10 protein-coding genes are annotated in these 12920 nt (G+C 71.8%); 8 read left to right on the forward strand and 2 right to left on the reverse strand.

Annotated features, from left to right (window positions below):
• The first annotated feature begins 336 nt into the window (after nt 1-336).
• The 4 genes from ABZT49_RS27375 (at nt 337) to cysG (ending at nt 6797) form a co-directional block, all read left to right on the forward strand.
• The gene (locus ABZT49_RS27375) at nt 337-1947 is read left to right on the forward strand and encodes a sulfite reductase subunit alpha (RefSeq protein WP_355290753.1); all 1611 of its coding nucleotides are present in this window, start codon (nt 337-339) and stop codon (nt 1945-1947) included.
• A 232-nt stretch (nt 1948-2179) separates the two neighbouring features.
• Nucleotides 2180-2485, forward strand: coding sequence for a helix-turn-helix transcriptional regulator (locus ABZT49_RS27380; RefSeq protein ID WP_355290755.1), 306 nt, complete (start codon nt 2180-2182; stop codon nt 2483-2485).
• Nucleotides 2486-2567: 82 nt separating this feature from the next.
• Complete coding sequence (locus ABZT49_RS27385) at nt 2568-5264, forward strand: molybdopterin-dependent oxidoreductase (protein ID WP_355290756.1); 2697 nt, start codon at nt 2568-2570, stop codon at nt 5262-5264.
• Between the two features lie 54 nt (nt 5265-5318).
• Nucleotides 5319-6797 (forward strand): siroheme synthase CysG, encoded by a 1479-nt coding sequence (gene cysG / locus ABZT49_RS27390; RefSeq protein WP_355290758.1) that lies wholly within the window; start codon nt 5319-5321, stop codon nt 6795-6797.
• Nucleotides 6798-7393: 596 nt separating this feature from the next.
• Here the strand turns inward: cysG and ABZT49_RS27395 are convergent.
• Nucleotides 7394-8605: an OmpA family protein gene (locus tag ABZT49_RS27395; protein ID WP_355290760.1), complete on the reverse strand. Its 1212-nt coding sequence runs from the start codon at nt 8603-8605 to the stop codon at nt 7394-7396.
• A gap of 156 nt (nt 8606-8761) precedes the next feature.
• On the opposite strand from ABZT49_RS27395, the gene ABZT49_RS27400 reads away from it, so the two are divergent.
• Nucleotides 8762-9748, forward strand: a complete 987-nt coding sequence (locus tag ABZT49_RS27400) for a hypothetical protein (RefSeq protein WP_355290762.1) — start codon at nt 8762-8764, stop codon at nt 9746-9748.
• Nucleotides 9749-9807: 59 nt separating this feature from the next.
• On the opposite strand, the gene ABZT49_RS27405 is transcribed toward ABZT49_RS27400, so the two are convergent.
• Nucleotides 9808-10839 carry a DUF2865 domain-containing protein gene (locus tag ABZT49_RS27405; protein WP_355290764.1) on the reverse strand — a complete coding sequence of 344 codons (1032 nt, stop codon included), beginning with the start codon at nt 10837-10839 and terminating at the stop codon, nt 9808-9810.
• A 246-nt stretch (nt 10840-11085) separates the two neighbouring features.
• Here ABZT49_RS27405 and ABZT49_RS27410 point away from each other — a divergent pair, with 246 nt between their 5' ends.
• From ABZT49_RS27410 to ABZT49_RS27420, 3 genes are all read left to right on the forward strand, one after another.
• Nucleotides 11086-11544, forward strand: coding sequence for a CreA family protein (locus ABZT49_RS27410; protein WP_355290769.1), 459 nt, complete (start codon nt 11086-11088; stop codon nt 11542-11544).
• Nucleotides 11545-11753: 209 nt separating this feature from the next.
• Nucleotides 11754-12545 (forward strand): septum site-determining protein MinC, encoded by a 792-nt coding sequence (gene minC / locus ABZT49_RS27415; RefSeq protein WP_355290766.1) that lies wholly within the window; start codon nt 11754-11756, stop codon nt 12543-12545.
• 155 nt (nt 12546-12700) lie between these two features.
• The coding region (locus ABZT49_RS27420) for a P-loop NTPase (protein ID WP_355290767.1) at nt 12701-12920 on the forward strand (220 nt) is incomplete at its 3' end.

Below are 12920 nucleotides of genomic sequence, written 5' to 3' on the forward strand. Positions count from 1 at the left end.
CCTCTGCGGGTACTGATTTCAACCTTAGATTCGGCTTGGCCGCGCACTGCACGGCGTTTTCCGGCGAACGAATCAAATCCGTTAAGGCCGTAGCCCCGCGGGCGGGGAGAGGGCCGAACCCTCGTTCAGGGGGTTTGGCAAGCCCGAAGGTCGTGGGTGAGGGGGTGTCTCCGCGTGAGACTCCTCCGGAAACACCCCCTCACCCCCGCTCCGGCTTCGCCTCCGCTTGCTGTGTTCCCTGGACGGGAAGACAGCCCTCTCCCCGCCCGCGGGGAGAGGAGAAACCCGGCGCCTCACCGTTTGACGCTGACTGCCACTCTCCTTCGGTAACCCCCGATGACCCAGCACGTCGCTCCCCCGCTCGTCCTGATCCCCGAATCCGCTCCCTTCAGCACCGACCAGCGCGCCTGGCTGTCGGGCTACTTCGCCGCCCTGCTCGGGCCGGCGGTCGAGGGCGCGACCGCGCTTCCGGCCGGCGAGGCGCCCGGCGGTCCGGCCTTGGCCGATAACGGCGACGCGCCCTGGCACGACCCATCGATGGGCCTCGACGACCGCATGACCCTGGCCAAGGACCGATCCGAGCCGCAGAAGCTGATGGCCGCCATGGCCCAGCAGGATTGCGGCCAGTGCGGCTACAACTGCGCCGACTATGCCAACGCCATCTTCCTCAAGAAGGAGGAGCGCCTGAACCTCTGCCAGCCCGGCGGCAAGGAGACGCTCCGGATGCTGAAGAAGCTAGAGGCGGAGTTGGGCACCGCGGCGCCGGCCGGCGCTGCGCCCACCGCCGACGAGTTCCCGAAAGCGGAGGCTCAAGTCGGCCCCTACGGTCTCTGCCGCGAGAACCCGGCCGAGGCGGTCTTCCTCTCGCGCCGCCGCCTCAACGCGCCCGGCGGCGAGAAGGAGACCTGGCACATCGAGATCGATCTCGCCGGCACCGGCATCGACTACGTGGTCGGCGATTCGCTGGGCCTGTTTCCCGCCAACGCTCCGGCTCTCGCCGACGCGGTGATCGCCGAGCTGGGCGCCCGGCCCGAGCGGATCATCGCCACCAAGCTCGGCGAGAAGACGCTGCGCGATCATCTCCTCACCAACTACTCGCTCGGCGGCGCGCCCGACGGGCTGTTCCAGCTCCTCTCGCTCCTCACCTCCGGCGCGCAGCGCAAGAAGGCCCAGGCGCTGAGCGCCGGCGAGGATCCGGACGGCGACGCGGCCTATCTCGACGTGCTCGGCGCCCTCCATAAATTCCCGGGCGCCCGGCCCGACGCCGAGGTCTTCCTGGAGGCCCTCGACGAGCTGCAGCCGCGGCTCTACTCGATCTCGTCCTCGCCCAAGGCCGATCCGGGCCGGGTCTCGCTCACCGTCGACGCGGTGCGCTACAGCCACCGCTCGCGCCTGCGCCTCGGCGTCGCCTCGACCCATCTCGGCGAACGGCTCTCCGAGACCGCTAAGGTGAAGGTGTACCTCCAGAAGGCCCACGGCTTCGGCCTGCCGGAGAACCAGGAGACCCCGGTCATCATGGTCGGCCCGGGCACCGGCATCGCGCCGTTCCGCGCCTTCCTGCGCGAGCGCGCCGCCGTCAAGGCACCCGGCAAGAACTGGCTGTTCTTCGGCCACCAGCGTCAGGCCTCGGACTTCTTCTACCGCGACGAGCTCAACGGCCTGAAGGACCAGGGCGTGCTGACCCGCCTGTCGCTCGCCTGGTCGCGGGACGGGGGCGAGAAGACCTACGTCCAGGACCGCATGCGCGAGAACGGCCGCGAGCTGTGGCGCTGGCTGGAGGAGGGCGCCCATTTCTACGTCTGCGGCGACGCCAAGCGCATGGCCAAGGACGTCGAGCGCGCGATCATCGACGTGGCGGCGACCCATGGCGGCAAGAGCCCGGACGAGGCGGTGGCGTATCTCGCCGCGCTGAAGAAGGCGAACCGGTACCAGGCGGACGTGTACTGAGAGCGGCGCCCGTTCTTCCATCCCACTCACGACCTCATCCTGAGGTGCCGGAGCGAAGCGGAGGCCTCGAAGGAGGCCTCCAGGGATCGCGAGACTTCTGGAGGTCTCCTTCGAGGCTCCGCGATCTTCGATCGCTCCACACCTCAGGATGAGGTTGTAGATTGGAGAGAATAAAATCTATCGAACATGCTTTGATGGCATGTCAATTCAGGCGGTTTCATAGGTCTTGACCATGGTTTTCGACGCTGCCGAGGACAATGCCGATCATATCGCCGTGGCCGAATTCCGACAGCGCCTCGCCGCCGGGGACGAGGAGCTGATCCCGGCCCCGATCGTCGACCGTCTCCTCTCGGGCGAGAGCCGGATGCGCGTCTGGCGCGAGCACCGCGGTCTGAACGCCGCTTCCCTCGCCGAGCAGGCCGGCCTCTCCCAGGCCTTCCTGTCGCAAATCGAGACCGGGAAGCGAGACGGCACGGTCGAGACCTATCGGAAGATCGCGGCGGTCCTCGACGTCAGCCTGGACGATCTCCTCGGATGATCGGCGAGCCGCCGAAGGCACTCGGCGGCTCGAACATTGCTTGTCTGCTCCCCGTCCCCACCCCCGGCGAAAGGCTCTTCCCATGAACCTGCACGTGCCGGCCCTCACCCAAGAGGCCGCCCCCGTCCGGACCACCTGCCCGTATTGCGGCGTCGGCTGCGGCGTGCTCGCCCGGCCGGACGGGCTGGGGGGCGCCAGCGTCGCCGGCGACCCGCAGCACCCAGCGAATTTCGGCCGGCTGTGCTCGAAGGGCTCGGCGCTCGGGGAAACCCTGTCCCTCGACGACCGGCTGATGCACCCGGCCATCGCCGGGCGGCGGGCGAGCTGGGACGAGGCGCTGGATGCCGTCGCCGAGGGCTTCAAGCGCACCATCGCGGCGCACGGGCCGGACTCGGTGGCGTTCTACCTCTCGGGCCAACTCCTGACCGAGGATTACTACGTCGCCAACAAGCTCGCGAAGGGCTTCATCGGCACGCCGCACGTCGACACCAATTCGCGCCTGTGCATGTCGTCCTCGGTGGCGGCCCACCGCCGCGCCTTCGGCTCCGACACCGTGCCCGGCTGCTACGAGGACCTCGACGAGGCCGACCTCCTGGTGCTCGTCGGCTCCAACACCGCCTGGTGCCACCCGATCCTGTTCCGCCGCATGCTCGACGCGCGGGCCAAGCGCGGCACCAGGATCGTGGCGATCGATCCGCGCCGGACCCAGACCGGCGAGGAGGCCGACCTCTTCCTCGGACTCAAGCCCGGCACCGACACCGCCCTGTTCTCCGGGCTGCTGGTCCACCTCGCGGATCACGGCGCCCTCGATCCGCGCTACATCGCCGAGCACACCGCCGGCTTCGAGCCGGCGCTCGAGCGCGCCCGCCAGATCGCCCCGACGATCGCCGCCACCGCCGCGGCGACCGGCCTCGCCGAGGCCGAGGTCGCGACCTTCTTCGAGCTGTTCCGCACCACGCCGCGGGTCGTCACCGCCACCTCGCAGGGCGTGAACCAGTCGGCGCAAGGCACCGACAAGGCCAACGCGATCATCAACTGCCACCTCGCCACCGGCCGCATCGGCAAGCCGGGGATGGGGCCATTCTCCCTCACCGGCCAGCCCAACGCGATGGGCGGGCGCGAGGTCGGCGGGCTCGCCAACATGCTGGCGGCGCACATGCACTTCACCCCCGAGGAGGTGGACCTGGTGCGCCGGTTCTGGAACGCGCCGAACATCATCACTGGCGAGGGGATGAAGGCGGTGGCGTTGTTCGAGGCGATCGAGCGCGGCAAGATCAAGGCGCTGTGGGTGATGGGCACCAACCCCGCCGTCTCGATGCCCCGGGCCGACCGGGTGCGGGCGGCGCTCCAGAAACTCGACACCTACGTGGTCTCCGAGGTGGTGGCCGACACCGACACGGTGCGGGCCCGCAACGCGATCCTGCTGCCGGCGCTCGCCTGGGGCGAGAAGGACGGCACGGTGACCAATTCCGAGCGCCGGATCTCGCGCCAGCGCGCCTTCCTGAAGGCCCCGGGCGAGGCGCGGGCCGATTGGTGGATCATGGCCCAGGTGGGCAAGCGCCTCGGCCACGCCAAGGCCTTCGCCTGGCCGAGTGCCGCCGCGGTGTTCCGCGAGCACGCCGCCCTGTCGGAGTTCGAGAACCGCGGCAGCCGCGACTTCGACCTCGGCGGGCTCTCCGACATCTCGGACGCCGCCTACGACGCCGCCGCGCCGGTGCAATGGCCGCTGACCCGCAAGGGCAAGGCGCCCCAGGCGCGGTTCTTCGCCAATGGCGGCTTCTTCACCCGCGATCGCAAGGCCCGCTTCGTCGCGGTGCAGAAGCCGGTCCTAGCGCAAGCGACTAGCGACGCGCTCCCGTTGCGCCTCAATACCGGCCGGGTGCGCGATCACTGGCACACGCTGACCCGCACGGGGAAGAGCCCGCGCCTCTCGGCCCATCGTGCCGTCCCCTTCGTCGAGGTCCATCCCGACGACGCGGCGGCGGCCGGGCTCGCCGACGGCGACCTCGCCCGGATCCGCACCGCCCATGGCGCCGCGGTGCTGGAGGTGATGGTGACGCCGGGCGCGCAACCCGGCGTGCTGTTCGCCCCGATGCACTGGAGCGAGGCCAACACCTCGGACGGCCGCGTCGGCGCGCTGGCGCAGGGGGCGGTGGACCCGGTCTCGGGCCAGCCCGAATTGAAGGCGACCCCGGCCTCGATCGCCCCCGAGCCCTACCGCTCCCGCGGCTACCTCATCACCCGCGAGAGCGTGGCAGCACCCTTCGGCTGGTGGTGGGCGAGGGCGACGCTGGAAGGCGCGACCGGCCTGATCTTCGCCGCCCAGGACGGCGCGCCCGAGGCCGCCGCCCTGATGCGCGAGCTGTTCCCCGGCGCCACCTTCAGCGAGTACGCCGACCCGGGCCGCGGCCGCTACCGCGCCGCCGCCTTCCGCGACGGGCAGCTCCTCGGCGTGATTGCCCTGGCGCCGGCAGCCGAGCGCCCTACCTGGGACGCCGCCAAGGCGTTCTTCCGCACCCAGGAGCTCTTGGAGCCCTCCGCCCGCCGGGCGCTGATCTCCGGCCGGGCCGAGAGCGCCGGCACCGGGCCGCTGGTCTGCGCCTGCCACACCGTCGGGCTCGACACGATCCGGGCGGCAATCAAGGGCGGGGCGCACGGGGTCGAGGCGGTGGGAGCCGCCTGCAAGGCCGGCACGAATTGCGGCTCGTGCATCCCTGAGATCCGCAAGCTGCTGGCCGCAGAACTTGAGGCCGGGGAACTTGCACCCGCTTCCGCATAGGCGCATCTGATGGCGCAGGATTTCCCGAGACTCGTGTCAGAAGCTTCCTTTCCCATGCGTACGCCCCGCGCTCCCCGCGAGACCCGCTCCCCGGGCCTCGAGCCCCTGGCCGTGCTCCCGGTCTTCGTGACGCTCACGGGCAAGCGCGCTGTTCTGGCCGGGGCCAATGGCGGCGCGGCCTGGAAGGTGAAGCTGCTCGCCGCCGCCGGCGCCCATGTCGATGTGTTTGCCCCCGAACCCACCGACGAGATGCGCGGCGCCCCCGCCGAGGCGGTCGCCGGCAAAGTGGTGCTGCACGAGCGAGACTGGTCGCCGGCCGACCTCGTGGGCGCGGCCTTCGCCATCGCGGCCTTCGAGGACGAGGGCGAGTGCGCGTGCTTCGTCGGCGCGGCCCGCGCCGCGGGCGCCATCGTCAACGCCATCGACCGGCCGCATCTCTGCGACGTCTCGTTCGGCGCCATCGTCAACCGCTCGCCCCTCGTCGTCGGCATCTCGACGGAGGGCGCCGCCCCGGTCTTCGGCCAGACCGTGCGGGCGCGCATCGAGGCGATGCTGCCCGCCGGCTTCAAGGCCTGGGTCGGCGCGGCACGCGACTGGCGCGCCGAGGTGAGCGCGCGCTACCACGCCTTCGGCGAGCGCCGGGCGTTCTGGGAGCGCTTCACGGACCGTGCCTTCGCCGAGCCCGAGCGGGCGCCGGTCCGGGCCGATCTCGACGCGCTCATCGCCGAGAACGACGCCGTGCCGACGGGCGGCAGCGTGGTCCTGGTCGGCGCGGGGCCGGGCGATGCCGAACTCCTGACCCTCAAGGCCCTGCGGGCGCTTCGCAGCGCCGACGTGATCCTCTACGACGACCTCGTCGCCCCGGAGATCCTCGACTACGCCCGGCGCGAGGCGCGCACGATGCTGGTCGGCAAGACCGGCCACGGTCCCTCCTGCCGCCAGGACGACATCAACGCCCTGATGGTGTCGCTGGCGCGGAGCGGCAAGCGGGTGGTGCGGCTCAAATCCGGCGACCCCCTGGTGTTCGGCCGCGCCGGCGAGGAGATCGATGCCTGCCGCGAGGCCGGCATCCCGGTCGCGGTGGTGCCCGGCGTCACGGCGGCACAGGGGGCGGCGGCCTCGCTGGGCATCTCGCTCACCCACCGCGACGCGGCGCGGCGTCTGCAATACGTCACCGGCCACGACCGCCGTGGGGCGTTGCCGGACGACCTGAACTGGAAGGCGCTGGCCGACCCCACCGTGACCACGGTGGTCTACATGCCCAAGCGCACCCTGCGCAGCCTCCTCGCCCAGGCCGTCTCCGAGGGCCTGCCGCCCGGGACCCCGGCGCTGGTGGTGTTCAACGCCACTCGGCCCGATCAGGCGGTGGTGCGGGCTGAGGCCCGCGACCTCGCCGACCGGGTCGAGGCGGCCGGGCTCGAGGGGCCGGCGATCGTGATGGTGGGGGATGCCCTCGGACGGGGCGTGCAGGCGGATCAGGTTCCCGCTATCCCGCCCGCGGTCCTGGAGGCCGTGGAGCGGGCGAGCGTCTGAGCGAGAGCTTGTTTACACTGGCAAGCCGAACTGAAACCCTCGATGTCATCCCGGGGCCGCGCAGCGGAACCCGAGATCCATAACCGCTGAGGTTTCAGGATGAAGCGGAACGTGGTCCGCTCCGTTCGGCATCGTCCGAAGTTGTGGATCCCGGGGTCTCGACCTCGTCGAGCCCTGAGATGACGCTATCGATGGTGATGCTGTCGATCTTCGTTCAGAGCCTATTTGACGTGCGAGGTCTACGTCGCGAAACGCTCTTCCATCCCACCCACGACCTCATCCTGAGGTGGCGCGTAGCGGCCTCGAAGGAGGGCTCCAGAAATCACCGCGATACCTGGAGCCTCCCTCAAGATCAGTCGATTTTCAATCGACCAACACCTCAGGATGAGGTTGTGGGTGGGATAAGATGCTGCCGATAGATCAAACAGGCGCTCAGAGTTTTCAGCTGTTTGTAGTTGCTCCAGATTCGCTCCGCCTGATTGTTGTGCGGTACCACACCTCGACACCTTATCGTGCCGTTAAAGCCGTCCCCACCCCTCGGCGAAGGAGGGGCGGGGACAGCGTTCATAGCAACAGGGGCCAGCTCCCGCGCGGCGTCAGCGCTGTTGCTGCTGCTGCGGTTGCTGCTGGGCCTGCTGCTGCTGGATCAGCGGGGTGATGCGCCGCACCGTCACCCGGCGGTTCTCCCGAGAGGCGCCTTGCGTGTTCACCTTCAGGTACTGCTCGCCGTAGCCCTGCGTGGTCAGGTTCTCGGGCGGCACCTTGAAGTCGCGGGTCAGCACTTCGGCCACCGACTGGGCGCGCCGGTCGGAGAGCGAGAGGTTGTCGACATCGGCACCGACCGCGTCGGTGTAGCCCTCGATCAGAAAAACCTCCTGCGGGTTGTTCTGGACCGCCTGGTTGATCGCCGCCGCGATGGTGGCGAGGCGCTGGGCCTGGTCGGGCGTGACCTCCCACGAGCCGGTGTCGAAGGTGATCGTGTCGATGTCGACGCTGCGCATCCGGGCGCGCAGGGTCGGGCTGTAGCGCACCTGGTCGAGGGTGTAGCGCCGCTCGACCGGAGCGACCGGCGGGGCGGTCAGCGCCTCGTAGATCGCGCCCTGGTCGGCCCGCTCGGCCTCGACCACGTAGCGGTCGCGAGGGATGCGGATGTCGGGCGGCGGCAGCACGACCACGTCCTGCTGGATCGACCGCGGCGGGCCCGCGTAGGAATTGTCGATCAGCACCACCTCGCGCCCGTCCGGACCGCGGCGGTAGCGCCGCAGCAGCCGGCCGTCGTCGTCCACCACCGTGAAGACCTGGTAGCCGCCGGGGCGGTCGATGATCGTCACCGTGTCGCGGCCGCGGCGCTCGACGCGGGCGTCGCGGTCGAGCAGGCGGAAGCGCTCGGTCTCGTCGTGGCGCAGGAAGTAGCGGTCGTCGTCGCGCACGATCACGCGGCCGGGCTCGCGGATGATCAGGCGGCCGTTCTCGTTGTACTCGCGCCGGGCGCGGCGGACGTCGTCATAGCTGCGCACGTCGATGTCGCCGCGGCGGAAGCCGCCCGGGACGTAGTCCGGCGCGTCGCGGCGATAGCCGCCGGGCAGGTCGCCGCGGTCGTCGGGGCCGCGCCGGTCCAAGTCCCGCCGGTCGAAGTCCCGCCGGTCGTCGCCGCGGCGATCGAAGTCGCGGCCGTCGCGGCGGTCGAGGTCGCGACCGTCCCGGCGATCGAGATCGCGCGGGTCCTGATCGCGCGGATCGCGCCGGTCGAAATCGCGGCCGTCGGGCGGCGCGCCGGCCCCGCCGGGCACGAAGGGTCGGCCCGGCACGCCGGGCTGCTGGTTGGGCGGCAGCGGCGCGCCGTTCGGGCCGGCGCCGGGGGCGTCCGGCCGGCCGGGTCCGCGACCCGGGGCGCCGGGCGGCGGCTCGCCGGGCGCCGGCGGCGCCGCGCGGCCCGGGGCAGGGGGCTGGCCGGGAGCGGGTCCTTGACGATCGGGACTTTGACCCGGCGCAGGCGGCTGGCCCGGGCCGCGCTGGCCCGGCCCGTCGGGTCCGCGGCGCTCGTCGCGTCCATCGGGACGGTCGTCGCGGCGATCCGGCCGGGCGTCGGGCACGCGGCGCTCGTCACGTGCATCGGGACGGTCGTCGCGGCGGTCCGGCCGGGCATCGGGGGCAGGGCGCTCCCGCTGGTCGGGACGTGCGGCGGGGCCGCGATCCTGCGGCGGGGCCGGCGGACGGCCGGGCTCCTCGCCGCGCTGGCCGCGCGGCTCCTGACGATCCGGGCGATCCTGCCGATCGGGACGGTCCGGCCGCTCCTGGCGGTCCGGGCGATCGGGCCGATCCGGACGACCCTGCGGCCCGCGCTCCTGCGGTTCGGGCCGCTCCCGCTGCTGGGGTTCGGGCCGCTCGCGGGGCGGCGCCGGGCGCTCGCGCGGCTCCGGCCGCTCGGGACGTTCGCGCTGCGGCTCGGGGCGTTCCTGCCGGGGCTCGGGGCGCTCGCGGGGCTCGGGTCGAGGCGCCTGCCGCTCCTGTCGCGGTTCGGGCCGCTCCTGCCGGGGCTCGGGGCGTTCCTGTCGCGGTTCGGGGCGCTCGCGCGGCTCCGGCCGCTCGGCCGGGCCCCGCTCCGGGCGCGGGCCGCCACCCGGACCGCCGGGGCCGCCATGCCCACGCTCGCCGCCGGGACCCCCGGGACCCCCGGGACCTCCAGGTCCGCCCGGACCACCGGGGCCTCCCGGTCCACCGGGCCCGCGCTCTCCCGGCCCGCCCTGGGCCAGCCGGATCACGTCGTCGCCTCGCGCCGCCGATGGGCCGGCAAGCGAGTGGCCGGCGAGAGCGTGGCTGGCGAGAGCCTGGCTCGCCAGAATCGGCTGGAGCAGCAGCGCCGGCAGGATCGTGCCGGTCAGCAGCAGCGCGCGGGCAGGGCGCATCGGGAGGAACCTCTCGTCCGTCGTCGGTCCCTTCGAACACCTTGACGGCGAGTTGGTTCCCTGCGGTCAACCGGCCCGGGGCGCTCGCGCCGGGACGGGGGAGGTCACGGGGTGGCGACGGGAGCGGCGCCCGGGGTCGGGACCGCCGCCACGGCGGCCTGCGGACCGTCCGCCCGGGCGGTCAGGGGCACCGGGATCAGGTTGGGGGCGATGATTCGGACCGCGGGACGCTCCTCGGGGGTGGCCGCGCGGGCCGATTCCGCGGCCTCGGCGGTGCCGTCCTCGACTCGCGTCGCGGCGGTGGCGGCCAGGGTCGCGGCGGCCCGGTCGGCGCGGCCGACCAGGGTCAGGCGCACCTTCGGCCGCGACATCGCCTCGGCCTGGGCCGGGGTGACGAAGATGTCGCCCTTGTGGCGCACCAGCATGCTCTCGGCCTTGACCAGCGCCTGCGCCCAGGTCTGCGTGCCCTTGCACGAGCAGTTCGGCACGAAGGCCTTCTGGAACTTGAAGGCGTTCGCCAGGGCCGAGTAGGACCGCTTGGTCTGGATCGCGGCGGCCTGGGTCAGGCCGCTGTCGCTCGGCGGCATTGAGTAGGCGGCGGCCTCGGCCCCGGGGCAGAGCGCCTGGCACATCTCGTCGGCGCCCTCGCGCCCGTCGGGCAGGTTCGGCATCGGGAAATAGGCCCCGTCGCACATCCGCACGCAGATCACCTGCGAACCGCCGCGCCCGAACCCGTCGGCGGGCTTCGGCTGGGAGGCCGCGGCGCTCTGCAGGCCGGTGCAGGACTCCTTGACGGCCGCGATCAGCTGCTCGCGGCGGGCATTCGAGACCTCGCGGGCCCCGGCGCCGTAGCCCGCGTTGAGGGCGCGGATGCGCTGCTCGACCTGGGCGCATTGCGGCGGTCGCATGTCGAAGAACAGGAAGCGCCCGCCCTCGCAGCCGATCGACTGGCGGTAGGCGACCAGCTGCTGGATCTCCTCGATCTGGCCGCGATTCGCGTCCCGCTGCAGGCCGGCGAGCTCGGCGCGGACGCGCTGGCAGGCAGCCGCGTTGGGCTCGGCCAGGGCGGCCTGGCACAGGGAAAGGGTCGCAAGGACACCGGCGATGAGCCGGACCGTGAGGCGAAGCAGCGTCATGGCGTTCGGGGACCGGCCGTGATGCGAGGACGATCCGCCCTTGAGAGGAGGGCGGCGGACGAGAACGAGCCGCCCCGCGGGCGGGGACGCCAAGCGTGGCAGGACGGGACGGCTCCGTTCTAACCGCCCTCGCCGCCGTGCGACAGCCTCCCTACATACGTTAAGCTTCTTCAAGGAAAGGTTGATGCGATGGTGTGGCGGCGGGGTCTCACGGCTCTCTGCGGGGTGGCCTGTCTCGGGCTCACCATGGGCGCGGCGCTGGCCCAGGAGCCGGACCGGATCTTCGACAAGTCGACGGTCTGGCGCCCCCTGACGCCTAACGACAAGCTGGTGGTCTACGGCATCGACGATCCCGACGTGGCCGGCGTCGCCTGCCACTACACCCAGCCGGAGAAGGGCGGCATCAAGGGCACGCTCGGCCTCGCCGAGGAGGTTTCCGACATCTCGCTCTCCTGTCGCCAGGTCGGGCCGGTCAAGTTCAAGAGCAAGATGAAGCAGGGCGAGGTCGTGTTCAGCGAGCGCCGTTCGCTGATCTTCAAGAGCATGCAGATCGTGCGCGGCTGCGACGCCAAGCGCAACACCTTGATCTACATGGTCTACTCGGACAAGGTGGTGCAGGGCTCGCCGAAGAACTCGACCTCGACGGTGCCGCTGATGCCGTGGGGCACCGAGCCGCCGCCGAAATGCGGCGATTTCCTGGGCTGACCGTCCGCGCCGCCGCTTTCTGCTTGACCGGTCCGGGCCCGCGCTTGCGCAGGCCTTTGTTCGTCTGCGCCGAACCGCTCGCTCCGGTGCCGGGCTCGCCGCGGCGCCTGTGCCCCGCCGACCCGCCTTATGCCGATTCGGGACGACATTAACGATCCGGTAACCATGCTGCGCGCTTCATGGTGTCCGGTAACAACTCATCAACCGCCGTGACCAGCATCAGCCTCACCCGCCCCTCCCTCCCGCTGCGCGGTCGCTCCTTCCGGGCGCTCGTGCTCGCGCCGGAGACGCCGCTCGGCGACTGGTTCTCGCACCTGGATGCCCTGGTGCAGCGCTCGCCGACGCTCTTCTCCGAGCGCGCCGTGATTCTGGACGTCTCAGGCCTGGCCAAGGACTCCCTCCGGGGGGATGCGGCCGGACCCGAGGCGGCCGAGCCCGCCGGGGACGATCACGATGCCGCGGCGGCGACGCCCGACATCGCCGGCCTCGTCGACGAGCTCAAGCAGCGCGGCATCCGCATCATGGGCGTCGAGAAGGCCGAGCCGGCCTGGCTCGGCCCGGCGCTGCCGCCGCTCCTCAGCGGCGGCCGCCCGGCCGCGATGGCGGAGCCCGAAGCCAAGGCCCTCGAGGTCAAGGCGCCGGAGGCCGTCAAGCCACCGGAGCCGCGCAAGCCGAACTCCCTCGTCCTCGAGACCCCGCTGCGCTCCGGCCAGTCGGTCTACCATCCCGAGGGCGACGTGACGGTGATGGGTTCGGTCGCCTCCGGCGCCGAGATCCTGGCCGGCGGCTCGATCCACGTCTACGGGGCGCTGCGCGGCCGCGCCATCGCGGGTGCGGGCGGCAATCCCCGGGCCCGGATCTGCTGCCGCAAGTTCGAGCCCGAACTGATCGGCATCGACGGCCTGTTCCGCACCGCCGACACAACCGACCCGAAGCTGCGCAAGAAGGCGGTTCAGGTTTGGCTCGAAGGGGAAACCCTCCGCATCGCCGCCCTCGACTGACGACGACGATTGCCGGACGGGGCTTCGCGGGCGCCACGTGCACCCCGGCCCGCCCGGCCGACACACCAGAACACGACACTCGAACAACCCCGTGAGCGCGCGACCCGGCATCCGGGGCGCCGCATCATCCCGATTGTCCGGGGGGAGCATTGTCCATGGCCAAGATCATAGTGGTGACGTCCGGCAAGGGCGGGGTGGGCAAGACCACCACGACGGCAGCCCTCGGGGCCGCCCTCGCCCAGGCCGGGCAGAATGTCTGCGTGGTCGATTTCGACGTCGGCCTGCGCAACCTCGACCTCATCATGGGCGCCGAGCGCCGGGTGGTCTACGACCTCATCAACGTCGTCCAGGGCGATGCCAAGCTCCCTCAGGCGC

This window comes from Methylobacterium sp. EM32 (assembly GCF_040593685.1).
Taxonomy (GTDB): domain Bacteria; phylum Pseudomonadota; class Alphaproteobacteria; order Rhizobiales; family Beijerinckiaceae; genus Methylobacterium.